Source organism: Streptomyces sp. NPDC002643 (genome assembly GCF_053592555.1).
This window is the reverse complement of sequence record NZ_JBSFVY010000020.1, coordinates 76,881-101,849: the sequence shown is the minus strand read 5'-3', so window position 1 is coordinate 101,849 and position 24,969 is coordinate 76,881. Positions and strand designations below refer to the sequence as shown.

Annotated in this window: 14 protein-coding genes and 2 pseudogenes; 7 read left to right on the top strand and 9 right to left on the bottom strand. The window is 70.5% G+C overall.

The window, feature by feature from the left end; genetic code table 11:
* The first annotated feature begins 3 nt into the window (after window positions 1-3).
* Entirely contained in the window at window positions 4-1,095 is a 1,092-nt protein-coding gene (locus ACWD4G_RS28295) for an amidohydrolase family protein (RefSeq protein WP_451298210.1), read from the top strand.
* Between the two features lie 331 nt (window positions 1,096-1,426).
* On the opposite strand, the gene ACWD4G_RS28290 is transcribed toward ACWD4G_RS28295, so the two are convergent.
* Window positions 1,427-8,422 carry a golvesin C-terminal-like domain-containing protein gene (locus tag ACWD4G_RS28290; RefSeq protein WP_451298208.1) on the bottom strand — a complete coding sequence of 2,332 codons (6,996 nt, stop codon included), beginning with the start codon at window positions 8,420-8,422 and terminating at the stop codon, window positions 1,427-1,429.
* 453 nt (window positions 8,423-8,875) lie between these two features.
* Between ACWD4G_RS28290 and ACWD4G_RS28285 the strand changes: the two genes are divergently transcribed.
* From ACWD4G_RS28285 to ACWD4G_RS28265, 5 genes are all read left to right on the top strand, one after another.
* The gene (locus ACWD4G_RS28285) at window positions 8,876-9,730 is read left to right on the top strand and encodes an ABC transporter permease (RefSeq protein WP_451298353.1); all 855 of its coding nucleotides are present in this window, start codon (window positions 8,876-8,878) and stop codon (window positions 9,728-9,730) included.
* Window positions 9,727-10,608, top strand: a complete 882-nt coding sequence (locus ACWD4G_RS28280; protein ID WP_451298206.1) for a carbohydrate ABC transporter permease — start codon at window positions 9,727-9,729, stop codon at window positions 10,606-10,608. The genes ACWD4G_RS28285 and ACWD4G_RS28280 overlap by 4 nt, the downstream gene beginning before the upstream one ends.
* A gap of 26 nt (window positions 10,609-10,634) precedes the next feature.
* The gene (locus tag ACWD4G_RS28275) at window positions 10,635-12,287 is read left to right on the top strand and encodes an extracellular solute-binding protein (protein WP_451298204.1); all 1,653 of its coding nucleotides are present in this window, start codon (window positions 10,635-10,637) and stop codon (window positions 12,285-12,287) included.
* 77 nt (window positions 12,288-12,364) lie between these two features.
* A complete protein-coding gene (locus ACWD4G_RS28270; protein ID WP_451298203.1) occupies window positions 12,365-13,411 on the top strand; it encodes a LacI family DNA-binding transcriptional regulator in 1,047 nt (348 codons plus the stop codon).
* Window positions 13,412-13,595: 184 nt separating this feature from the next.
* On the top strand, window positions 13,596-15,551 hold the full coding sequence (locus ACWD4G_RS28265; protein ID WP_451298201.1) for a DUF2264 domain-containing protein: 1,956 nt from the start codon (window positions 13,596-13,598) through the stop codon (window positions 15,549-15,551).
* 83 nt (window positions 15,552-15,634) lie between these two features.
* Here the strand turns inward: ACWD4G_RS28265 and cobC are convergent, their stop codons facing one another.
* The 6 genes and pseudogenes from cobC to cobM form a co-directional block, all read right to left on the bottom strand.
* Window positions 15,635-16,816: an Rv2231c family pyridoxal phosphate-dependent protein CobC gene (gene cobC, locus ACWD4G_RS28260; protein WP_451298199.1), complete on the bottom strand. Its 1,182-nt coding sequence runs from the start codon at window positions 16,814-16,816 to the stop codon at window positions 15,635-15,637.
* Complete coding sequence (locus tag ACWD4G_RS28255; protein WP_451298197.1) at window positions 16,806-17,753, bottom strand: sirohydrochlorin chelatase; 948 nt, start codon at window positions 17,751-17,753, stop codon at window positions 16,806-16,808. The genes cobC and ACWD4G_RS28255 overlap by 11 nt, the downstream gene beginning before the upstream one ends.
* A gap of 92 nt (window positions 17,754-17,845) precedes the next feature.
* Window positions 17,846-18,421 (bottom strand): annotated as a pseudogene (locus tag ACWD4G_RS28250) (precorrin-8X methylmutase); the annotation flags it as partial.
* A gap of 5 nt (window positions 18,422-18,426) precedes the next feature.
* Window positions 18,427-20,235, bottom strand: coding sequence for a precorrin-3B C(17)-methyltransferase (gene cobJ, locus ACWD4G_RS28245; protein ID WP_451298195.1), 1,809 nt, complete (start codon window positions 20,233-20,235; stop codon window positions 18,427-18,429).
* Window positions 20,232-21,494 (bottom strand): precorrin-6y C5,15-methyltransferase (decarboxylating) subunit CbiE, encoded by a 1,263-nt coding sequence (gene cbiE / locus ACWD4G_RS28240; protein ID WP_451298193.1) that lies wholly within the window; start codon window positions 21,492-21,494, stop codon window positions 20,232-20,234. Before cbiE ends, cobJ begins: the two co-directional genes overlap by 4 nt.
* On the bottom strand, window positions 21,491-22,378 hold the full coding sequence (cobM, locus tag ACWD4G_RS28235) for a precorrin-4 C(11)-methyltransferase (protein WP_451298191.1): 888 nt from the start codon (window positions 22,376-22,378) through the stop codon (window positions 21,491-21,493). Before cobM ends, cbiE begins: the two co-directional genes overlap by 4 nt.
* A gap of 158 nt (window positions 22,379-22,536) precedes the next feature.
* Here cobM and ACWD4G_RS28230 point away from each other — a divergent pair, with 158 nt between their 5' ends.
* Window positions 22,537-23,265 carry a ZIP family metal transporter gene (locus ACWD4G_RS28230; protein WP_451298189.1) on the top strand — a complete coding sequence of 243 codons (729 nt, stop codon included), beginning with the start codon at window positions 22,537-22,539 and terminating at the stop codon, window positions 23,263-23,265.
* Window positions 23,266-23,339: 74 nt separating this feature from the next.
* Here the strand turns inward: ACWD4G_RS28230 and cobI are convergent, their stop codons facing one another.
* Both cobI and ACWD4G_RS28220 read right to left on the bottom strand, forming a co-directional pair.
* Window positions 23,340-24,092: a precorrin-2 C(20)-methyltransferase gene (gene cobI / locus ACWD4G_RS28225; RefSeq protein ID WP_451298187.1), complete on the bottom strand. Its 753-nt coding sequence runs from the start codon at window positions 24,090-24,092 to the stop codon at window positions 23,340-23,342.
* Window positions 24,089-24,907 (bottom strand): annotated as a pseudogene (locus ACWD4G_RS28220) (hypothetical protein); the annotation flags it as partial. The gene cobI and the pseudogene ACWD4G_RS28220, both read right to left, overlap by 4 nt.
* Window positions 24,908-24,969: the final 62 nt, after the last annotated feature.

The window sequence follows — 24,969 nt, the reverse complement described above, 5'->3', positions numbered from 1 at the left end:
TACATGAGCGATCACGCGGTGCTGCATGTGAAGGGGCGGGTGCTGGTCGGCCCCGAGGAGGTCCGTGACGAGCTGTGGGTGGTCGGGGGGCGGGTGACGTACGACCGGCCCGTGGGTGCCCAGGACATCCGCACGGTCGAGGGGTGGGCGCTGCCCGGGCTGGTCGACGCGCACTGCCATGTGGGGCTGGGGCCGCAGGGACCGGTGGACGCGGACGTCGCGGAGAAGCAGGCGCTGACGGACCGGGACGCGGGGACGTTGCTGATCCGGGACGCGGGGGCCGCCTCCGACACCCGCTGGATGGATGACCGCGAGGACCTGCCGAAGATCATCCGGGCGGGCCGTCACATCGCGCGTACGCGCCGTTACATCCGGAACTTCGCGCATGAGATCGAGCCGGAGGACCTGGTCGCGTACGTCGCCCAGGAGGCCCGGCGCGGTGACGGCTGGGTGAAGCTGGTCGGTGACTGGATCGACCGCGAGGCCGGTGACCTCACGGCCTGCTGGCCCCGGGAGGCCGTGGAGGCGGCGATCAGCGAGGCCCACCTCCTGGGCGCGCGGGTGACCGCCCACTGCTTCGCCGAGGACTCGCTCCGCGACCTCGTCGAGGCGGGCATCGACTGCGTCGAACACGCCACCGGCCTCACCGACGACCTCATCCCCCTCTTCGCCTCCCGAGGCGTGGCGATCGTCCCGACGCTGGTGAACATCGCGACGTTTCCGCAGCTGGCGGCGGGCGGCGAGAGCAAGTTCCCGCGGTGGTCGGCCCATATGCGCCGCCTGCACGAACGCCGCTACGACACCGTCCGCAACGCCTACGACGCCGGTATCCCGGTGTACGTCGGCACGGACGCCGGCGGCTCCCTCGCCCACGGCCTGGCCGGCGCCGAGGTCGAAGAACTGATCACCGCCGGAATCCCCCCGCTGGAGGCCCTGTCGGCAGCCACCTGGACCGCCCGCCAATGGCTGGGCCGCCCCGGCCTGGAGGAGGGCGCCCCCGCCGACCTGGTGGTCTACGAACGGGACCCCCGCACCGATGCACGCGTGCTGGGGGCCCCGTCGAGGGTGGTGCTGAACGGGCGGGTCGTGGGGTGACGACGACCCCATGACCCCGGTCCTAGTCGCCCAGGAACCAAAGATAGAGATGTGACCCGTGTTCGACCTGTAGACAGAGCTGTTCGATCTCTGTGGCTGCTTCCTCGCTCAGGAGTCCACGGACGGCCTGGTCAGCGATTTCCCGGCGAAGCCGCTCCGTCTGCCGTGAGTTGAACATGGTGTCCGCGTAGGGCAGCAGACTGCCGAGGAACGGAAACCTGTCTTCGTCGACGTGCTGAAGCGTGGCTCCCCAGTCCAGCCCCAAGGACCCGCGTGACACGATGGCTCCACTCTCCGTCCGCACTTGAAGATTGATCACGGGTCACCTCGTTCAGTTCGGGTGGGCGGACTCGACAATGCCGTTTCGCACCCACACCGCGATCGAGAACAGAGGGTTGTTGTCCGCGTCGTAGCCGACGGGGTTGGTACGACCTGTGATTTCGAGGACGTGCCGATGGGCGGAGCCGGTGCCGAGGTTCATATTGTCCATCGGCTTGTTCATGGCCAGTCGAGCCCAGTTGCGGATATGGGCCGGTGTGACCCAGTCCTCGAACTTCGACTTGTCCGCCCACTCTGTCCAGGCATCGGCGTGATTCGGGTCGTGCCTCGGCAGGATGTGCGTGTTCATCACATCGTCGGAGATGGACCCGTCACCGCAGTTGTGCACCAGGACGGGCGTGGTTCCCGCGAGCACCTGATAGGTGTGCAGACCTTCTACGGTCAGATTGTGGACGGTTGCCTCCGCCGACCAGGAACCGACCGCCGTGATCCGGGTCCAGCCGCCTGTGCCAGTGCTCAGCCACTGGCCGGGTTCCAGGTCTCCGGCCTCGACCCACTTGCCCAGGTCCGGCAGCCAGAACGGATGGCCGTCGGTGGCTGTGATGGTGGAGGTCTTGTCGCCGGACCTACCGTCCGTGTCGACGGTGATCGTCACCAGGTGCTTCGTGCCGTCGCCCTCGATCGTGCGGGTGACCGTGCGGGACTGGGTGTCGTCCGTCTCCACGTCGGACGCCGCGACCTTGTCGCCGATCTCGATGTCCTCGATCGGTTTCGTCGTGCCGTCGGACATCAGGACCCGCGTGCCCGGCACGAAACTGTTCCCCACCTTGCAGGCCGCACCGCTGGCCGGCGGCGCCTCCGGGGGCTTCGGCGGGGCCGGCGCGGGAGCCGGGTCGGGGGCGGGTGGGTTGCTTCCGCTGGAAGGCGGGTTGCCGCCTGTTGACGGTGGGTTTCCGCCGGTGGAGGGCGGGTTTCCGCCGGTGGACGGCGCGTTGCCCGTGCTCGGCGTTGTCGTCGCCCGGCCCGCGTCGGCCGCGTTGTCCGTCGTGCGGGCCACGTCACTCGCCGTGTCCAGCGCCTCCAGCGCCTCGTCCCCGTACTTCGCCGCCTTCGCCGCCGTCGCCCCGTACCCCGCGAACGGGATCGCCGAGGCGCAGGACAGGGCCGCGTCGACGTACTCGCCCTCGGCCGCGTACCAGCCGCAGTTGGCGAGGTCGGCCACCTCGCCGACCACCGGGATCAGACCGGCGACATCCAGCGCCGCATGGCCGATGTCCGACCACGACAGACCGAACAGGTGGCCGTCGATCTCGATGAAGGAGATCGGGTTGCCACCGGCGAAGGCGTAGCGGTTGCCGGTGAAGGGGTCGGTGGTGAGGCCCATGTCGGCCAGGGCACCGCCGTACATGTCCCGGGTCAGGAAGCGGTTCAGCCCCGGGTCGTAGGTGCGGAAGCCCATGTCGTACGTGCCCGACGCCGTGTCGTAGCGCTTGGCGTTGAAGCGGTACGAGTTGTACGGGTCCGAGGGCTCCTCGCCGCCGGCGCCCGGCTTGTCGGCGCCCGTGAACTGCGCCGGGTCGTTCTTGCCGTACGCCGTGTAGCCGTAGGTCGTCTTGGTGTCGCCGGAGGAGTCCGTCAGGGCCTCCACGTCGCCGTGCGGGTGGTAGAGGTACTGCGTCGTCTCCGGAGCTGTGCCCTCATCGTCTTCCTCGTCCTTGATCTGGGTCAGCTTCTGGCCCCAGGACGCGTACTGGAAGGACGTGACGCCCTCGTCCGCCACCTCCTCCTTGAGCGAGTGGGACGTGATGCCCAGGTAGGTGAAGAGGGTGGTCTTCGGGTCGTCGCCGCCCACCGACTCCTTCACCGTGCGGTCGAAGGCGTCGTAGGTCATCGACGTCGTCCGCGCCGCGTCACCCGTGCCCGACCTGATCGACTCCGGGCGGTCGAAGCCGTCGTAGCGGTACTTCTGGATCGTCTCGCCGCCGAAGGAGACCGTGTCGAGGCGGCCGAGCGGGTCGTAGTTGTAGGTGGACGAGGCTCCGTCCGCCGTGGACGTCAGAAGACGGTTGCGGTCGTAGCGGTGCGTGGTCGTCGTGTCGTCGACGGTCTGCCAGACCACGTTGCCGGCCGCGTCGTGGCGGTACTCCTCCGTCGTCTCGTCGTCGCCGGACTTCTCGACCTTCGCGATGCGGTCCTGCGGGTCGTAGGTGTACGCGTAGGTGTTGTCGATCGTGTCGCCGTGGTCGTCGGCGTCCATCAGCTTCAGGACGTCCTCGGCCTTGTGCCCGTTGGCGCTGTACTTCAGGGCGTGTTCGGCGACCAGCGACCCGTCGGACTGTTTCTCCGTGGTCTTCTTCGTCGCGCCGTCGAGGTAGTAGTCGATCGTCAGGACGTTGCCGTTCGGCTTCGTCTGCTTCGACAGCTCGCCCCTCGCCGAGTACTCCAGCTTCGTGATCTGCTGGTCCCCGGCCGTCGGCGACGCCGCGTTGGTGATGCGCTCGACCCGGTCCAGGGCGTCGTACTCCAGCTTGCTCCACGTCAGGTCGTGCGTCGTGGTCAGCGTGTTGCCGTTGGCGTCGTAGGTGAGGGCCGTGGTGTTGCGGACGGCGTCACCCTCGTGTTCCACGACCTTGGTGAGCTGGTTCAGCTCGTCGTAGGCCAGGGTGTAGCGGTCGGTCTCGACGCCGGGGCTGTTGTCGACGATCTCGATCTGGTTGCCGTTGGCGTCGTAGCGGTAGGAGAAGTCCTTCTCCTCGTTGTCGGTGTCACCGGAGTTGTCGCGGACGAGCCGGACCGCGTCGGCGACGACGGTGCCCGTCGCCTTGTCGGTGAGCGTGATCGCCTGGCCGGTGTCCTCGCCGAAGGCGTACTTGCCCAACGACCGCCACTCACCCGGCAGTTCGGTCTGGTCCAGGGTCTTGGTCCCGGTGCCGTCCTTGTGCTTGATCTCGTACGTGGCGTCCTTCGCCGCGCCCTCGACCTTCGGGTACTGGACGTAGACCGTGTAGTCACCGGCCTGGGGGATCGTCAACTGCCAGACGAAGCGGGACTCGCCCGTGCCGACCGCGTGGGTCTGCGCGTTGTAGCCGTACGACCCGGAAGCCGTCGTCTCGTCCCATGTGCCCTGCGTGGCCGTGTTGTTGATGTCGGAGTTGTCGACGAGCGCGACCTGGAGGCCGACCGGGACGCCGTCGTCCGAGCGGGACTTCAGGGCGCCGCTCGGGTAGAAGGACGAGTCCAGGGTCCGGCTGACCGAATCGCCCGCGCTGGTCAGGGTGTTCTGGAGCTGCTGGCCCAGATCGTTGTAGGTGTAGGTGTTCTTGATGTCGAAGGCGTCCGTGGATGTCTTGATCCAGCCCGTGTCGAAGTACGTGTACTCCGTCTCGTTGCGGACGCTCTGGCCCTCGGACGGCGGGGCGCTGACCTTCTTCACCCGGCTCAGCGCGTCGTACTCGTACGTCGTCCGGTCGGGCGTGTTGTAGCGCGGGTCGTCCGGGTCGAACGGGCTCAGGGTCTCCTTGACCCGGTTCAGCTCGTCGTAGACGGTCTCGGAGGCGAAGTCCTTGTCGTCGTCGCCGGTCTCCATGCCGCGCGGGGTGATGACCCGGGTCTGGTTGCCCACCTCGTCGTACTCGAAGCGGGTCTTGCGGACGACGTCGCCGTCGTGCGGGACGTGCGCCTCCACGAGGGCGCCACGGACGTCCAGGACCAGGTCCGTGCGGTTGCCGTCGGCGTCCGTCGTGGCGACGGTCAGACCGTCCCAGTCGTAGGTGCTGGTCGTCGACTTGCCCGCCGCGTCCGTGGTCTCCAGGAGGCGGTGGTCGAGGTCGTAGCGGAACGTGGAGGTGAAGTCGTCGGGGTCCTCGGTGTCGTTCTTGCGGGCGTCGACGACCTTCACCAGGTCACCGACGTCGTTGTAGACGGCCGAGACCCGCTTGCCCGCCGCGTTGACGGCCTCGATCGGCTCGTATACCTCGTTGTAGACGGTCGTGGAGGTGAAGTCGCCGGGCTCCTCGGTGAGGTTGCCCTTCGGCTCGGTCGAGGTGAGCTGGTTGCCGACCTTGTCGTAGGTGAAGGTCGACACCCGCTCCGGTGAGCCCTCCTCGTCGCCCGGCTGGGTGGTCTTCAGCAGCTGGTCCGCCGCGTCGTACTCGCTGGTGGACGACACCCCGGTCGGGGAGGTGAAGACGAGGGTGTTGTCGTTGCGGTCGTACTCGGGCGCGGGGGTGACGATGAACTCCCCGGCCTTCTGGTCCTTCGGCCTGCGGTTCTCCAGGGGACGCCCGAAGACGTCGTACGTCTGCGTGGTCGTCGCCCCGTCGGCCTCCTCCAGCTCGGTGACGTTGCCGCGGATGTCGTAGGTGGTCGTGGTGCGGTTGCCGAGGGCGTCGACGATCACGCCGGGGAAGCCGGACGGGTCGTAGTCCTCGAACGTGGTGGTGTGCTCGCCCGCGTCCGTGGCCGACGTCAACCGGCCCCGCGCGTCATAGGCGTTGGTGGAGGTGTAGTCGTCGGCCGGTTCGCTCTCCACGCCCTTCGGGTCGGTGACCGAGGTCAGATTGCCGCGTGCGTCGTAGCCGAACTGCCAGGCGCGGCCCTCGGGGGAGACCCGGCGGGCCAGGTCGGCTATGTACCCGTTCTCGCCCGTGGCGTAGGTGAACGTGGCGGGCGGGCGGTCGTTCTCGACGCTCTCCGCGTCCCTGGACTCCAGCGGATATCCCGTCTTCGGGTCGTACTTCCAGGTGCGGGCGGCGCCGTTGTTCTGCTCCAGCCGCGTGACGTTGTTGTCGGCGTCCCAACCCAGCTCGGTGACGCGCTTCTTGGCGTCGGTCAGCTTCACCGGGCGGCCGTAGCCGTCCATCCGCTGGGTGGCGGGGTTGCCCTCGGCGTCGGTGACGACGGTCCGGGTGCCCTTGCCGTCATGGCCGTCGGGGTCCTCGTAGCGGTACTCGGTCACCCCGCCGAGCCGGTCCGTGACCGACTTGGTGTACCCGAGGTAGTGCAGCTGGTCCTTGTCGTCGTGCGGACCGACATAGTCCACCTTGGAGGCATGACCCTCCGGGTCGGTCACCTTGACCAGCTTCAGGCCCGGATGGTCGAACTCCTTGCCGTACTCGAACTTGAAGACCTTCCGCAGCTTCTCCTCGGTCGCGTTCGCGCCATCCGTCAGCCGCGCCAGCAGCCCCTTCTCGGTGAACGTGAAGTCGATCCGACGACCGGAGATGTCCGTGACCGACCGGACCTTGTCGATGATGAACGGGTTCAGGAGATGCTTGCCCTCCTTCAGCTCCCCGTCCTTGTCGACGTACGAGTACGCCTCGCCCTTCTCCCAGTAGTCGACGGTCAGCGTGCGCCGGCCCTCTGCGTCGGTCACGTACTTCAGCAGCTTGGACGGATGCCCCAGCAGCCGCTCCTCGTACGTGAACTCCATCCGGTTGCCGTTCTTGTCGACCTGGGCGCTCGGATAGCCCTGGCAGTCGAACAGGAACCGGGTGCGGTCGGGGCGCAGGAACTCCCAGGCCTCCCGCTGGTGCGGATGCAGCAGACAGTCCTTCTCCAGCTGCCTGACCCGGAAGTGGACGCCCGCGGGGGAGTCCCACTCACCCTTCTTGTTCTTGCTGAACACATGGCTGGTGCCGTCGCCGTCGGTCAGCGTGATCTGCTTCGGCAGCAGCGAGGTCGGATGGAAGTCCAGCGGAGTGCCGAGCCGCACCGGCGAGGACGCCTGCAGCGACCAACCCGAACCGGCCGGAGTGCTGGACGCGTCCTGCGAGTTGTAGGCCAGCCGCAGGAACGTCGAGAAGCCCAGCGACGGGTTCGAGAAGGAGTTGTACGACCACACCGCGTTGCCGGCGTGAAGATTGCTCATCAGCGCCGAGCCCGCGCCGGTGTTCTTCCCCGCGTAGGAGTAGAACTTCTCCAGACCGAGCTGGTCGGAGGTCGGATACTCGGCGGTCACCGTGTGCTTCGACGGCGGCACCCCGTCCGTCTCGGACAGCCAGTCGCCGGTGGACTTGTCCCTGAGGTCCCACTGCAACTCGAACGTCAGCCGTTTGTCGAGCGGATCGACCGGCACCGGCGCCTTCAACTCCGCGTCGAAGGTGACGGTCTCACCCGGCGCCACGTCCTTCGGCAGCCCGGTGGCGTCCTTGTTGAGGAGGTTGGTGACGTCCTTGCCGTCCAGGTACCAGCGGTACGACAGGACGCGCTCGCCCTTCTTCCACACCGTGGAGGTGGTGTTGGTGAGCGTCGCCTCGACGGTGGCCGTCTCGCCGGGGATCATCCGCGCCGGCGTGTACGGCAGGAAGTACGTCTCGCCCTCGGGCGCGGCGAGCACCTTCGCGTCCTTGGTGACCTTGCCGAGCGGCGGCAGCTCGACCGCCCGCGACGGGCCGGCCAGCAGCTTGCCCTGCTGGGTGCGGACGACGATCCGGTAGTGGTAGGCGCGGCCCTCGCCGTCGAGCGCCGGGGGCGCGGTGCGGTCGGCGAAGGTCCGGGTGCCGCGGTCGACCGGCGCGAGCAGGGTCTCGTCGGTCGGGGTGAAGTCCTTCTTCGTGGAGCGGTGGACCTCGTACTCCCTGAGGCCCTTGCCCTCGTAGGCGCTCCAGCTCAGATCGGCGCCGGTGGCGTGCACGGCCTCGGGCGCGGCGATACGGACACCGTCGGCGTCACCGGAGACACCCCGGTGGGTGAGGGAGGCGGAGCCCCGGTCACGGTCGAGACGGATACGCGGCGGCTTGAGGTCTTCGCCGTCGGCCTTGGCGGCCTTGGATTCGTCATCTCCGTCGTCGCCGAAGAGGCCTTCCCAGAAGCCCGGGTCTTCCTTGTCCTCGGCGAGTTCGCTGGCGGGTCTCCAGCCCTCGCGGGGGTCGCTGTCGTCGGGTTCGACCGCGGCCGCGGGTCTCGCCTCGCTCGTACGGGCGGGGGTCGCGGGGGCGGTACTGATGATCAGGGCCGTCGCCACCGAGCCGATCAGGGCGGCACGCAGACGCAGACGGCGGATGCGGATACGGCGTAGTCGGAGGCGGGCGTGGTCCAAAGCTGCCATGAAGGGCTCCTTGGTGCTCCAGGCTCCCCGCGAGCACAGGGGGTTCCCCATGAGCACAGGGGTCGCACAGGAATCGCCGGGCCCCACTGTGTACCAAGGACCCCCAAAGGTGTGTCAATGACATGTCAAAGGGAGGGGTGAGTTTCGGACTGCGAATGATGAGGAGAAGTCCTGGAGGGGCGTGGGTCGCGTTGTGAAGCCCCGGAAGCGGAACGACCGGAACCGGCCACCCGGGGGTCTCCGGATCAACGTCCCTTGTTTGTCAGGACTGTTGACCGTCGTACTGAAAACGTTTTAACTTCCCCTCACTCCGACTCCGAGATGTGAGGGGGACCCGTGGGCGCGTTACTGCGGGAACGCACAGGTACAGAGGAGGACAGCGCGACCCTCCGGCGGACGGGCGTCGTGAAACCGAGGCGAAAACGCTTCCAATCGCGGGCCCTCGTCCTGCTGATGCTCCCCGGCCTCGGCTACTTCCTGCTGTTCCACTACGGGGCGCTCGCCGGCAATCTCATCGCCTTCAAGGAGTACGTGCCGTTCGACGGCATCTGGGCCAGCCCCTGGGTCGGATTAGGCAACTTCCAGCGGATGTTCGAGGACGGGGCGTTCTGGGCGGCCGTCCTGAACACCCTCTGGATCGCCGTCCTCCAACTCGTCTTCTACTTCCCCGTCCCGCTCGCCCTCGCCCTGCTGCTGCACAGCCTCACCTGGAGCACGGTCCGCCGTCTCGTCCAATCGGTGGCGTACCTCCCGCACTTCATCTCATGGGTGATCGTCGTCGCCCTCTTCCAACAGGTCCTCGGCGACACCGGACTGCTCAACTCCTCCCTGAACACCCTGGGGTTGAGCACGGTCGACATCATCGGCAACCCCGACGCCTTCCGGCCGCTCACCGTCGCCCAGGTCATCTGGAAGGACGCCGGCTGGGGCACGATCATCTTCCTCGCCGCGCTCGCCCAGGTCGACGAGCAGCAGTACGAGGCCGCCGCGATCGACGGGGCCGGGCCCTGGCGGCGCTTCTGGCATGTCACCCTGCCCGCCATCCGCCCGGTGATCGTGCTGCTGCTGATCATGCGGCTCGGCGACATCCTCTCCGTCGGCTTCGAGCAGATGCTCCTCCAACGTGACGCGGTGGGCCCCGAGACCGCCGAGATCATCGACACCTTCGTCTACTACCAGGGCATCGTCGGCGGCGACTACGGATTCGCCGCCGCGGCCGGCCTGTTCAAGGGCGTGATCGGGGCGCTCCTCGTCTACGCCGCCAACAAGGTGGCCCATCGGCTCGGTGAACAGGGGGTCTACAAGTGAGTAACCGCCCCGGCTGGCTGGAGAAGCCCAAGCCCCTCACCCAGGCGGCCAAGGCGGTCGCCCTCGCCACCGTCGTCCTCCTGGTCTGCGTACCGTTCCTGGTGATCGTGTCCACCTCGCTGGCCTCCACGGACGAGGTGGTGGCGGGTGGCGGCTGGGTGCTGTGGCCCACCGAGCCCTCCCTGGACGCCTACCGGGACATCCTCGACGGCGGCATCGTCACCCAGGCCCTCGGCGTCAGCGCGGGCGTGACGCTGATCGGCACCCTGCTCAGCCTGGTCTGCACGGTCACCCTCGCCTACGCCCTCTCCCGCCCCGGAGTCCTCGGCGGCAGACCCGTACTCCTGCTGATCCTCTTCACCTTCCTCTTCCCGCCCGGCATGATCCCGAGCTTCCTGCTGGTCAAGGAGCTGGGCCTGCTGGACAGTTACGCCTCCCTGGTCCTGCCCGTCCTGGTGAACGTCTTCAACCTGGTCGTCCTGCGCGGCTTCTTCCAGGGCATCCCCGAGGAGCTGTACGAGGCGGCCCGGCTGGACGGGGCGGGGGACTGGCGGGTGCTGTGGTCGGTGGTCCTGCCGCTGTCCAAGGCCGCGCTCGCCGTCGTCGGGCTCTTCTACGCGGTGGCGTACTGGAACTCCTGGTTCTACGCCTCGCTGTATCTGGAGAGCGAGCACTGGCCGCTCCAACAGGTCCTGCGCACCTATGTGATCGCGGGCTCCGGGCTCACCGACGCCACGACCGGCGAGGCCACGGTCACCGCGCCGCAGACCGTGCAGATGGCGGTGCTCGTGCTGGCCACCGTACCGATCCTGCTCGTCTACCCGTTCCTGCAGAAGTACTTCACCAAGGGCGTGCTCACCGGCGCCATCAAGAGCTGACCCAAGCCGACACGAGGTGATTCACCATGACCGGCATGTCCCGACGGACCCTGCTCCGCTCCATGGCCGCCGGTGGGGGCGTCATCGCCGCCCCCGCCCTGCTGAGCGCCTGCTCCACCGGCTCCGGCGGCGACAGCGATGTCTCCAACGCGGGCAAGAAGCTCGCCCCCTGGCCGACGTACACCCCGGCGAACGGGCCGAAGCCGGACCTCGCGCCGACCGAGGCCGGGGTCCAGGCCGGCTACACCGCCTACCCCGCCGACCTGGTGAAGTCCGTCTCCCGCACCCCGGGCGACGGCTCCACGGTCAAGGTGATGTCGGTGTCCTTCGGCACCCCGCCCAAGCCGGCCTCGGCGAATCAGTTCTGGGCGGCGGTGGAGAAGGCGCTCGGCGTGAAGATCGAGTACACGATCATCTCCCAGGCCGACTACCAGAAGAAGATGGCCACGGTGATGGCGGGCGACGCCGACACCCTGCCCGACATCCTCAACGTCTTCTCCGGCTTCGTCCTGCCCCGAGAGCCGGAGTTCGTCCAACGCCGCGCCGAGGACCTCACCCCCTTCCTCTCCGGCGACGCGATAGCCGACTACCCCAACCTCGCGAACATCCCCACCCACGCCTGGCGAGACATGGGCCGTATCGGCGGCCGGATCTACGGCATCCCCCTGGAACGCCCCCTGCCCGGCTCCACCCTCTGGCTCAACCAGGGCATGTTCACCGACGCCGGCATGAAGGAGGGCTGGACCTCCGACGACTTCGCCGCCGTCGCCAAACAGGCCACCAGCGGCCGTACCTACGCCCTCGGCGCCGCCACCGGCTCCCTCTTCGGCAACGCCGTGCACGCCGCCGCCCACAACGCGCCGAGCGAGTGGGCCGTCACCGACGACGGCACCTTCGAACCCGCCTGGACCGACGAACGCTACAAGGCGGCCATCGCCTTCCAGGCCCGGCTCCGCAAGGACGGCTCGTACCACCCCGACGCCACATCCATCTCCCAGATCGACCTCACCACCCTCTACTACAACGGCACGGTCGGCTCCATGCAGGACGGCTTCGGCGCATACCTCCCCAAGTACCGGGAGAGCAAAGGGAAGTTGACCCCGGCGGCGGCCCTCCCGTACAGCGTCGGCGGCACCCCCGGCGGGATCGTCGCCGCCCGCCGCTCCTTCGGCTACACCGTGCTGAAGAAGGCGAAGAAGGAACGCGTCGAACTGCTTCTGCGCATCCTCGACTACCTGGCGGCCCCCTTCGGCAGCCAGGAGTGGGAACTCGTCCACTACGGCGTCGAGGGCACCCACTTCGAGCGTGGCGAGGACGGCTCACCACAGCCGACCAGACTCGGCGAGGTCGAGAACAACACCAATCTGCCGCTGAAGTACCTCGCCGAGGGACCGCAGGTGCTGTTCGTGCCGGGTATGCCGGATGCCGTACGCGCCCTGCACGACTGGCAGCGCGAGACCGTCCCGCACGCCATCCGCAACGCCTCCTTCGGCCTCCAGTCCGCCACCAAGAACTCCCAGGGCGCCACCCTCAAGGCCCTCATCGACGACACGGTCACCGGGATCGTCGCCGGGCGGCTGCCGCTGTCGGAGTGGGACACGACCGTGAAGAGGTGGCGGCAGCGGGGTGGCGACAGAATGGCCGACGAATTCGCGAAGGACCACGCGGCCAATACGTGACCCCTCACGGGGGCGGGCCGAAGGACAGCGGTGCGGCGCGTGCCGCCGGTGGGTGCGAGAAATGGGGAACTGGAGCCATGGTCTCTAAAGGGCGGGTCACCATCCGGGAGGTCGCCGAGCGGGCGGGGGTGTCCGTGGCCACCGCCTCCCGCGCGCTCAGCGGGAACCATCCGGTGCCCGCCGCCACCCGGGCCCGCGTCCTGCGCGCCGCCCGCGACCTCGACTATGTCGCCAACGCCCACGCCCGCGCTCTCGTCGGCGGCGGCCGCAAGATGGTCGCCGTCGTCGTACGCCAGGTCACCAGCCCCTTCTACGCCCAGGTCGCCGAGGGCGTGGAGGCCGAGGCCGCCGACCGGGGCTGGCTCTGCGTCGTCGGCGCCACCGGCGCAGACCCCCAGCGCGAGATGGACTTCGTACGGCTGATGCGGGAGGAAGGGGCGCGGCTCGTCATCCTCGTGGGCGGGGTCGTGGAGGACGACGCGTACCGGGAGCGGGTCGCGCAGTACGCCCAGGCGCTGGACGCGGCCGGGGCGCGGCTGGTGTTGTGCGGTCGGCCGGCGCCTTCCGCCGATCTGCCGGCGCTCGTCGTCGAGTTCGACAACGAGGCGGGGGCTCGGGCGATCACCGGGCATCTGTTGTCGGCCGGGCATCGGCGGATCGTCTTTCTCGGGGGGCTGCCCGGGAACACCGCGTTGGACGCCCGGGTGGCCGGGTATCGGGCGGCCTTGGCCGAGCACGGTCTGCCGGAGGAGGCCGCGCGGGTCGTCGACTGCGGGCTGGGGCGGGTGAACGGGCTGCGGGCGATGGGGGAACTGCTCAAGGGCGAGCGGGACTTCACTGCCGTGGTGGCGGGGGACGACATGGTCGCCGCGGGGGCGCTGCGTGCGATTGCCGATGTGGGGTTGCGGGTGCCGGGGGATATTTCTGTTGTGGGGTACAACGATATTCCGTTGGCGGAGGATTTCAGTCCGCCGCTCACTACTGTGCGGACTCCCGCGGAGGAGTTGGGGCGGGCGGCTGTGCGGATCGCGCTTCGCGATCCTGAGGGGGCTGCGGGGGCGCGGTATTTGTTGGGGACTCACATTGTTGTGCGGGGGAGTTCGGCACCGCTTAGGTCGTCGTGAGGGTGCGGCTGAGTGGGGGCTGGTCGCGCCCACGCGGCGGAGCCGCAAATCGACACAGCCCCGCGCCCCTAAAAGGCGCGGCAGTGCGGCTGGCCGCGATTACACAGCGCCCCCCCGCAGATCGACCGTTCGCTCCCCGACACCACGGCCCCTTATTCCCTGACCGTTGGAGGTTCCATCCCCTATGACCGCGCCCCACGTGTCCATTCCTGACCCCGCGCACCTCTCCCACTTACCGCCCCCCGATCCCCTGCTCTCCCCCCTCACCGGCTGGACCCGGACCCACTGGGAAGCCATGGCTGATCGGCTTCTCGATGCTCTACTCCCTTACGCCACCCCATCGTTCGCCCAGTACCGGTTACCCGGGCCGCCCAGTCACTCCGGGCCCTGGTCCGACGGTCTGGAAGGCTTCGCCCGCTCCTTCCTCCTCGCTGCCTTTCGGGTCGCGGGGGCCGGAGGGCGGGTGAGTCCCGGGCTCATCGAGCGGTACGCCGCCGGGCTCGCCGCCGGTACCGATCCCCACCATCCCGAGCACTGGCCGCCCATCACCGACCGGGCCCAGCCCATGGTCGAGGCGGCCTCCATCGCCGTCGCGCTGCACGAGTCGCGGCCCTGGCTGTGGGACCGGCTCGATGACTCCGTGCGGCAACGGGTCGTCGAGTGGATGAGCGGGTTCGTCGGGGCCGACGTCAACGACTCCAACTGGCGGCTCTTCCAGGTCATCGCGGAGGAGTTCCTCGCGTCGGTCGGGGCGCCGTACCGTCGGGCGGAGATCGATGCCGGGCTCGCCCGGCTGGACGACTGGTACCGGGGCGGGGGCTGGTACACCGACGGCGACGGGCGGAAGTTCGACCACTACAACGGGTGGGCGCTGCATCTGTATCCGGTGCTGTGGGCCCGTATCGCGGGGGAGCGGGCGGCGGAACACTCGGAGTACGGCGACACGGTGGCCCGGCATCGGGCGAGGCTGCGGGAATTCCTGGCGGCCTACCAGCACTTCTTCGGCGGCGACGGGGCACCCGTCCACCAGGGCCGCTCCCTCACCTACCGCTTCGCCACCACCGCCCCCCTCTGGGCCGGAGTCCTCGCCGACGCCACACCCCTGCCGGCCGGGCGGACCCGGCGGCTCGCCTCGGGAGCCCTGAAGCACTTCGCCGAGCGGGGGGTGCCCGACGAACGCGGACTGCTCACCCTCGGCTGGTACCGGCCCTTCCTCCCCGTCACCCAGCGCTACTCCGGCCCCGCCTCCCCCTACTGGGCGAGCAAGGCGTTCCTCGGGCTGCTCCTCCCCGACGACCACCCGGTGTGGACGGCACCGGAGGAGCCCGCCCCCATCGACACCGGCGACACCACCCTGGCGCTGCCCGCCCCCGGCTGGCTTCTGCACTCCACGGCCGCCGACGGGCTCGTCCGGCTGGTCAACCACGGCAGCGACCGATTTCCGCCGGCGCCCGCGAACGCCGAGGACAGCCCGCACTACGCCCGGTTCGCCTACTCCGCCGCCACGGCTCCCGAGACACCGGGGACGCCCGGTGCGGGGCTGGACAACCACATCGCCCTGCTCGGCCCCGACGGCACCCCGTCCCCGCGCGGGCGTATCCACCCCCTCGGCTGTACGGGGCGCCGGGCCGCGTCCTGGCACCTCGCCGTTCCTCCCGGCTCAGCCGAGGCCGAGGGGCATCGCGTCGAGACCGTGAGCGTGGTGCATGGGCCGTGGGAAGTACGGGTGCACCGGCTGGACGTACCGCCTGGGACCCGGGTACGGGAAGGGGGCTGGGCGGTGGCCGACGACTCGGGGCCGCCGGTGGGGGAGTCCGGCCCCGGCCCCTCCGCGCTGGCCCGCCGCGCGGACGGGCTGACCAGCGCGATCACCGGCCTCCACGGCTGGCGGGAACCCGGCGTCGTCGTCCACGCCGTCGACACCAACGCGTACGGCCGGCACTCGGCGACACCCGTACTCGAAACGACCACGCCCCCCGAACCTCCGGTCCACAGGGCGGTCAAGCCCCTCCTCGTCACCCTCGTCGTGCTCAGCGGCGATCCGAGGGCGGCGGTGACGGACGGCGCCAGCGCGACGGTCGGTGATGACGGGAGCGTGGACCTCCGCTTCCCGGACGGCACCCGGGAGCGCGTGCGCTGAGACGAGACGCCGTACCCAGTCCCGTACCCACCCTGCCCACCTGGCCCGGCGGATGGCCCGGCGGACCGTTGAGCCCCCTGTGCTCAGCGGTCCGCCAAGGTCATCGCCTGGTCCAGGGCCTGGAGGAAGCCGTTGGTCGTCGTACGGTCGCGGACGGCCAGGCGGAGCCATTCCTCGTCGAGGCCGGGGAAGGTGTCGCCGCGGCGCACCGCGAAGCCGAGGGTGCGCAGATGGCGTCGTACGGCCGCCGCCCGGGGGAGACGGACGAGGACGAACGGACCTTCGGCGGGCTCGGCGACGTACAGGCCGTCCGGGGCGAACTCCCTGAGCCCGGCGACCAGATGGGCCCGGTCGGCGGCGATACGTTTCGCCGCCTCGTCCGCCTCCACGAGCGCCCGCTCCGACACACACGCCTCGGCCGCCGCCAACGCGGGCGTGGACACCGGCCACAACGGCTGGGCCCGCTCCAACGCGGCGACCGTCTCCGGGGCGGCGAGGACATAGCCGATCCGCAGCCCGGCCAGCCCCCAGGTCTTGGTGAGGCTGCGCAGCACGACGAGACCGGGCACGTCCGTGCGCCCGGCCAGCGCCTCCCGCTCATCCGGCACGGCGTCCATGAAGGCCTCGTCGACCACCAACGTCCGCCCGGGACGGGCGAGTTCGGCGACCGCCGCAGCCGGGTGCAGGACCGAGGTCGGGTTGGTCGGGTTGCCGATGACGACGAGGTCGGCGTCGTCCGGGACGGCCGCCGCATCGAGGCGGAAGCCGTCCGCCTCCCGCAGCAGCACCCGGCCCACGGTGTGCCCGGCGTCCCGCAGCGCGGCCTCCGGCTCCGTGAACTGCGGGTGCACGACGACCGGTTGACGTACCTTCAGGGCGCGGGCCAGCAGCACGAACGCCTCCGCGGCGCCCGCCGTCAGCAGCACCCGCTCCACCGGCAGCCCGTGCCGCGCCGCCACCGCCGCCCGCGCCGCCCGCCCGTCCGGGTACGCCGCCAGCCCGGCCAGCGACCCGGCGATCCGCTCCCGCAACCAGCCGGGCGGCGTATCGGCACGGACGTTCACGGCCAGATCGACGAGCGCGGCCCCGGCGTCCCGCACCTCGGCGTCACCGTGATGACGCAGGTCGTGACCGGTCCGCTCGGACGCGAGACCGGTGTTCGAGAGACCGGCTTCCGAGAGACCGTGTCCATGTCCCCCGTCGGCCCGGCCGTCGCCCCCGTGGTGCGGGCCGTGACCTCTGGCGATGCCCCGTTCAGTGTGCATGCGAGTGCGAGTGTCCCCCGTGGTGATGGTGATGCCCGTGGCCGTGCCCGTGGTGGCCGTCGTCGTCCGGGTGGAAGTGCGGCTGCTGCGGCAACCCCACCTTGTCCTCGAAACCGGGCAGCGCGACACGGTAGACGCAGGAGTCGCAGTTCATCCGCAGATCGCCCTCCAACGCCTCCCGGTACCGCTCCATGACCAGATCGAGCAGCTCCGGCTCCGGCCCGATGACCTCGGCCGACCGTACCTCCACCTCCGGATGCGCGGCGGCCCACCCCTCGGTCTGGGCCCGCACCCGGTCCGGCAGGATGCCGGTGAACAGGAAGTACGGCAGCACCACGATCCGCTTGGCGCCCAGCGCCACACACCGGTCGAGCCCGCTCGGCACGTCCGGCGCCGCCAGCGACACGAACGCCGTCTCCACACCCGCGAACCCGCGCCCCTCCCACAGCAGCCGGGCCGCCTTGTACACCTCGGCGTTGGCGTCCGGGTCCGTCGAACCCCGCCCGACCAGCAGCACGGTCACATCGGCCCGGTCACCCGGCATCCGCCGCCCGCCCGTGACACCCAGCGCCTCGTCCAACCGCCGCTCCAGCACGCTCAGCAGCGCGGGGTGCGGGCCCAGCGGACGGCCGTAGGTGTACGAGATCCCCGGGTGCCGCTCCTTCTCACGGGCCAGGGCCGCGGGAATGTCACCCTTGGCGTGCCCGGCGGACACCAGCATCAGCGGGACGGCCGCGAACCGCCGCACCCCCCGCTCCACCAGCTCGGTGACGGCCTCGCCCAGCGGCGGCGGGGACAACTCGATGAAGCCGCCCGCGACGGGCAGTTCGGGGTGGCGGCGCCCCAACTCTCCGACGAAGTCGCGGAACGCCTCGGCCCCCGCATCGTCCCGGGTGCCATGACCGGCGATGAGCAGGGCGGGCGGCGGGGTGGTCACGATGTCTCCTCAGGATCAGGATGGGTGTCGACAACGCTGCCGGGGCCGACGGCGGTGGCGGAGCCGGGCGTGATGTCGGTGTCGGTGGGGTGGGCGGGGCGGACGGGGTGGTACAGCAGGGCGTTGAGCGCGGCGGCGGCCACCGCCGACCCGCCCTTCTCGGACACATTGCTGACGGCGGGCAGACCGCTCTCCCGCAGCGCGGCCTTCGACTCGGCCGCGCCGACAAACCCTACGGGCAACCCGATCACCAGCGCGGGCGAGGCGTCCAACGTGAGCAACTCCTCAAGCGCGGTCGGCGCACAGCCGATCACCCACAACGCCCCCGGCCCGACCTGCTCGTACGCCAGCCGGATCGCGTGCGCGGAGCGGGTGAGCCCCGGCCCGGCCTTCGCGTCCCTCAACCGGCAGACGGTCTCGCGCCGGGTGATCCCCGCCGCGACCATCTCGACATCCACGACCACGGGCGCCCCGGAGTGCAGCGCGGCGTGCGCCTTCTCCAACGCGCCCTCGTCGGTCACGAGATCGTCGGCGTACTCCAGATCGGCCGCGGAGTGGATGACCCGCTCCACGACGGCCCGGGTCAGCGGCGGAAAGTGCGAGGTGTCCAGCCGGGCACGCAACCGCCGGAAGGACTCCTCCTCGATGGGATGCACCACACGGTTCATCCCGCTCATCCCGCCACCTCCTCGCTTTCAGTGCTCTTCGTCTGCCAGCGGTAGCCGCGCGGTGTCACCATGCGTCCGGCGACGGTCCGGGACGCCGTGTTGCCCACGGTCACCACGGTCATCATGTCGACCGTCGCCGGATCGAGCGCGGCCAGGGTCGTCACCCGCGCCGACTGATCCGGCCGCGACGCCTGCCGTACGACTCCGACGGGCGTCGTCGGCTCCCGGTGCTCGGCGAGAATCTCCAACGCCTTCGGCAACTGCCAGTCCCGCCCCCGGCTGCGCGGGTTGTAGAACGTCACGACGATGTCCGCCTCGGCCGCGGCCCGCACCCGCCGCTCGATGATCTCCCACGGAGTGTGCAGATCGGAAAGGCTGATGGAGACATGGTCGTGCCCGAGGGGCGCCCCGAGGATCGCGGCGGCGGCGAGCGCGGCCGTCACCCCCGGCACCCCCACCACATCGATGTCGTCGGAGGCCTCGGCGAGCGCGGGCGACGCCATGGCGTACACCCCGGCGTCCCCACTCCCGATCAACGCGACGGCCTGCCCCTTCCGGGCCTCCGCCACAGCCGTCCGGGCCCGCTCCTCCTCGGCGCCGAGCCCGGACTCCAGGACGAGCGTGCCGGGCCGCAGCAGATCACGGATCTGATCGACGTACTGGTCCAGTCCGACGAGCACGGAGGCGGACCGGAGTTCGGCCTTGGCACGCGGGGTCAGCAGATCCCGGGCCCCCGGCCCCAGCCCGACCACCGCGAGCCGCCCGCGCACGGGCCGCCGTACCACCGCACAGGTCACCATCGCCGGCCGCCCGTCCGCCCGCTCGGACTTCCGTTTGGGGACGAGGAGTTCACCCCCGCGTACGAGGGCGGCGGCCTCGGCGACGGACGGGGTACCGACGGCGGTGAGGGGCGCGTCGGAGGGGTTGGGCACCTCGACCCCGGCCAACTCCTCGGCGGAGTAGATGACCAGCGGCACGCCGAGCCGCTCGGCCGCCTCGACGATGCCGGGTTCGTCGGCCTTGGCGTCGACGGTGGCGATCTCGCCGAGGGACTTGGGGGAGAGACCGGCGTCGTGAAGGGCGGTCGCGATGAGGGTGAGGACTTCGTCGAGGGGGGCGCCCTTGGAGGCGCCGACGCCGACGACGAGGGTGGGTGGCCGGAGAACGACTTCGCCTTCGGCGGCGACGTCGACCAGGCGGTCGGTGACACGGATCATCGGACCCCGCTGCGTTGCCGGGCCACCAACTGTTGCAGCTCCGTGCTGTGGGCAGTCGTTCCGCAGGGCGGAACGGGTGGGCACAGCCCCAAGCGCCGGGCGCCTCACATTCGAGGGCAACGCGGGCAGAGGCCAACCGACCTCCAAGTCCAGCTCAACAACCTCCCCATCCAGCACAGCCCGAGAGACCGAAGCCACATCCCCCTCCACCGGCAACCCGAGCGTGTCGAGCCCCGGAACCCCCACCGCATCCGTCGCGGTAGTGATCACCGGCTCGGCCCCCAACAACTCCCCCACCGCCAGGGCGAGTTCATTGGCACCCCCACCATGCCCCCCGACCAACGACACGGCGAACCGCCCGCCCTCGTCGACGCACACCACCCCCGGCTCGCTCCGCTTGTCCCCCAGCAACGGCGCGAGCAACCGCACCACGGCCCCCGTCGCCAAAAAACACACCACCTGCTCGCACTCCGCGAACGCGGCCCGCACGGAGTCACCGACGGGCCCGTCGTACACACGCACCCGGTCCGGCCACGCGGCGACGAGCCGGTCCCGCGCGGTCGTCCCCGCCGCGGTGGCGGAAATGAGGCCGATCACTGAGCAGCTCCTTCGGTACGCGCCGGAGGCCGGTCGCCCCACAGCAGAAAAACGGGGTTGGCGGCGGCCAGCCGGGTCACATTCCCCGGCAGCGGCGCCAGCCGGGACGCCTGCAGCAGTACGCCGTCGCAGCCGAACCCGGCGGAGAGCAGTGCCTCCCGGGCGGCGGGCACCCGGTCGAGCGCGGCCATGGCGATCACCACGGTCCGCCGCGCACGCCGGGCGCACGCGGTGACGATGGCGGACAGTTCGCGCCCCCCGCCGCCGATGAACACGGCGTCGGGGTCGCCGTGCAGGGTGTCCAGCACATCCGGCGCCGTACCGTGCACGACATGGACGTCGACACCGTGCGCGTCGGCGTTGGCGCGGACGCGTTCCACGTCGTCGCCCGCCTTCTCGACGGCGGTGACGGCGGCCCCGAGCCGGGCGCACTCCACGGCCACCGAACCGGAGCCCGCGCCGATGTCCCACACCAGATCCCCGAGCCGGGGCCCGAGCCGGGCGAGCGCCAGAGCCCGCACCTCGGCCTTGGTGATCATCGAGTCCCGGTGCGCGAACTCGCCCTCGTCCAGGGCCCATTGGGCGGGGGAGGACAACCCCCCGGCGACCGTACACATGGACCCGGCGACCGCGGACCCCTCCTCGTCAGCGAGGCAAAGAACGACACTCACCGCCCCACCCCAGTCCCGTACGGCGGCCTCGGCCGGTGTGACCCGCTCGACCCGCTCCTGCCCCGGATCGCCCAGCGCGGAGGCCACGACGAGTGTCCGCCGAGCCCCCGCAGCCATCAGCCCCGCGCCCAACTCGGCGGGCCCGGCGCCCGGCCCGGTCAGCACGGCCACCTTCCGCCGTGCCCGGCACACATTCAGCGCGGTGCGCAGGGCACGCCCGTGCGCGCTCACCACGACCGCGTCGTCCCAGGTCAGCCCCAGCCGAGCGAACGCGGTGGCGACGGACGACACCCCCGGCCGTACATCGAGCCGCCCGGCCCCGAACCGTTCGGCCAGCGCCCGTACGATCCCGAAGAACCCGGGGTCACCGGAGGCGAGTACGACGACGGGCCGGTCGAGGGACTTCTCGATCATGTCCAGGGCGGGCGCCAACGGCCCCAGCACGACACGCTCGGCACCCTCAGGCAGCCGGTCCAGGACCGCGTCCAGATGCCGCCGCCCGCCCACGACGAGCGCCGCCCCGGCCAACACGGCCTCGGCGTCCGGGGGGAGGGGCGCCCCCGTACCCGTACCGATGACGGTGATCACGGAGCCGCACCCTGTTCCGGAGCCGCACAGGCAGCGTCCTGTTCCCGATCCTGCTCCCGGGCCTCACGCGTCGCCGCCCGCAGGGCCTTGCGTGCCGCCGGGTCGGCCTTGCGGTACCCGTGGAAGTGGCCCGGGTGGTAGAGGTGCGAGCGGGTGCCGTGGGCGTCGAGGGCGGGGCCGACCAGGAACAGCGTGTGCTTCCACAGCTTGTGCTCCTTGACGGTCTCCTCCAGCGTGCCGATCGTGCACTTCACGACCAGTTCCTCGGGCCAGGTCGCCTGGTACGCGACGACGACAGGCGTGGTCGTCGGATAGCCGCCCTCCAGCAGCTCCCGCACCAACTGCCCGCTGCGCGCGGCCGACAGGAACAGCGCCATGGTCGTACCGTGCCGAGCGAACTCCCGTACCTCCTCACCGGGCGGCATGGGTGTCTTGCCCCCACCCAGCCGGGTCAGGATCACCGACTGGGCGACCTCGGGAATCGTCAACTCCCGCTGGGCGAGCGCTGCGACGGCCGAGAAGGACGACACCCCGGGCACGACCTCGGTGGCGATCCCGAGCTCCCGGCACCGGTCGACCTGCTCCTGGGTACCGCCCCAGAGCGCCGGGTCCCCGGAGTGAATCCGGGCCACCTTCAACCCCTCGGCGAGGGCCCGCTCGTACACCCCGACGACGTCCTCCAGGGACATGGCCGCCGAGTCGAGGACCTCGGCCCCGTCCCGCGCATGCTCCAGCACCTCGGCCTGCACGAGGCTGGCGGCCCAGATCACGACATCGGCCTCACCGATGGCCCGAGCGGCCCGAAAGGTCAACAGATCAGCAGCCCCGGGCCCGGCCCCGACAAAGGTGACTCTGGCGGTCGCTCTATCGGCAGTGGGGTTCATCGCTCCTCTTTCGTGGTGGTGCGGGTCGCGCCCCAAAGGGGCGCGGGGAACTGCGCGACCAGCCACAACGAACCGGCAGTCGAAAACGGCGCCCTCAAGGGCAACCTCGCTCGGGGCGCCGCAAACGCAAGGCCCAGCTCATCCGGTAGCAAAGACGCATGGCGGCACTCGTAGCGCTCGGCGCCTTCTTCATGACGCTGCTCGGCGGCTGGACGGCACAACGCGTGACGGACCGCCGCCACCTCGTCCTGGGCCTGGCCGGCGGCCTGATGCTGGGCGTGGTGGGCCTGGACCTGCTGCCGGAGGCGCTGGAGGCGGCCGGCGACGAGATCTTCGGCGTACCGGCGGCGCTCCTGCTGTTCGTCGCGGGATTCCTCCTGGCCCACCTGGTGGAACGCCTGCTGGCCGCCCGGCAGGCGGCGCACGGCGCGGAGGAGCACAACGGCCGTACCCCGCAGGTGGGGCTGACGGCGGCCGCCGCGATGGTCGGCCACAGCGCGATGGACGGTGTGGCGATCGGCGCCGCGTTCCAGGTGGGCGAGGGAATGGGCGTGGCCGTCGCCCTCGCCGTGATCGCCCATGACTTCGCGGACGGCTTCAACACGTACACACTGACGAGGGTGTACGGCAACGCCCGCCGCCGGGCGATCGCGATGCTCGTGGCGGACGCGGCGGCACCCGTGCTGGGCGCGGCCAGCACCCTCCTCTTCACGATCCCGGAAGGCCCCCTCGGCTGCTACCTCGGCTTCTTCGGCGGCGCCCTGCTCTATCTGGCCGCGGCCGAGATCCTGCCCGAGGCCCACCACGAACACCCCGCCCGCTCCACGCTGCTGTGCACGATCGCCGGGGCGGCGTTCATCTGGCTGGTGGTGGGAGTGGCGGAGTGAAGCCTCCATGTTCCTGACCCCGGACCTGATCCCGGACCTGATCCCGGACCTGATCCCGAACCTGATTCTGAAGCTCACAGCTTGCCGCCGCGGCCGGCGTCGCGTCGGGCGGGCGCGATGAGGGTGGAGAGGTAGGGGAGGGGTCGGCCGTCGAGTTCCCCGGCGGCGTGGATGGACTCCTCCGCCAGCCCCAGCGCGGACCCCCACACGGCGTCCTCGATCCGCCCGGTCTCCCGCAACGCCTCGGCGACCTCGGCGGCCTGCCGCCCGAACTTGTACGCGACCACGGTCCCCGGCCCGTTCAGCGCCTCCTTGAGCACGGCGGCCCCGGCCGTGACCGGCACCAAGGTCAGCGGCTCGGTCCCCTCCGTGAGTACGGCACCGGAGCGGGCGGCGAGATCCTGCATGGCGGTGATACCGGGCACGGTGTCGACGACGGTCCCCGGCACCAGCTCCGCGACGGTCTGCGCGAGATAGGTGAACGTCGAATAGACATTCGGGTCCCCGATGGTGGCGAAGGCGACGACGGCGTGCGTACGCAAAAGCTCCGCGACCCGCTCCCCGGCCGCGTCCCAGGCCGCCTCCCGACGCCCCCGATCGCTGCGCTCGTTGAGCGCGAACACGACGCGTACGACCTTCTCGGCGCCGACATAGTGCAGCACGGTGGCCTCGGCACGCCCCCGCTCGCCGCCATCTGTTCCATCAAGTGCGGCCATGACGGGCACGACGACGACATCAGCGTCCCGCAGGGCGTTCACACCCTTGACGGTCACCAGCTCCGGATCACCGGGGCCCACCCCGACACCGATCAACCTGCTGCTGCTCATGACGTACGGCACCTCTCCACGAACCGACGGGCGACACCGGGCTCGGACGCCCAGTGCGTGTGCAGATAGCTCGCGTGCACACCCCGCTGTACAAAACCTTCGACCCGCCGCACGGGCGTGCGTACGCCCCAGGCGGGTGCCGTCCCGGCCCCCGGCTCGACCACGGTCCGATGAAACTCGTGCCCGCGCATCCGTGTTCCGGCCACGGCGAGCGAACTGTCACTGACGGCGACGGCGTCCCGATACCCGAGCGTGAGCCGCTCGGACATCCGCGCGTCGGCGTCGATCACCCCGCACATCGGCCGCCCGTCGAGTTCCCGACACAGATACAGCAGCCCGGCACACTCGGCGGCGACGGGCGCCCCGGCCTCCACCAGAGCGGCAACGGCCTTCCGCAACGGCTCATTGGCCGACAACTCACCGGCATACACCTCGGGAAACCCCCCACCGATGACCAGCCCGGCCGTCCCCTCCGGCAGTCCCTCATCCCGCAGCGGATCGAACACCACGACGTCGCCCCCGGCGGCAGCAAGAAGCTCCGCATGCTCGGCATAGGAGAACGTGAACGCGGGCCCGCCGGCAACGGCGACAACCACACGAGGGCGAGCCCTCCCACCGACCTCGCCCTGCGCTTGCGGGCAGGCTACGAAGGGCTGCTGACCCGGCCCAGGCCTCCCGTCCAGCCCGTCCGCCCCACCCAGCCCGTCCGGCGTGCGCGGCGAAGGCATGGCAGGCCCCCTACCCGGCCTGTCTGGTGTGTGTGGTGAAGGTATGGCGGGCCCCTCACCCGGCCTGTCTGGTGTGTGTGGTGAAGGTATGGCGGGCCCCTCACCCGGCCTGTCTGGTGTGTGTGGTGAAGGTATGGCGGGCCCCTCAC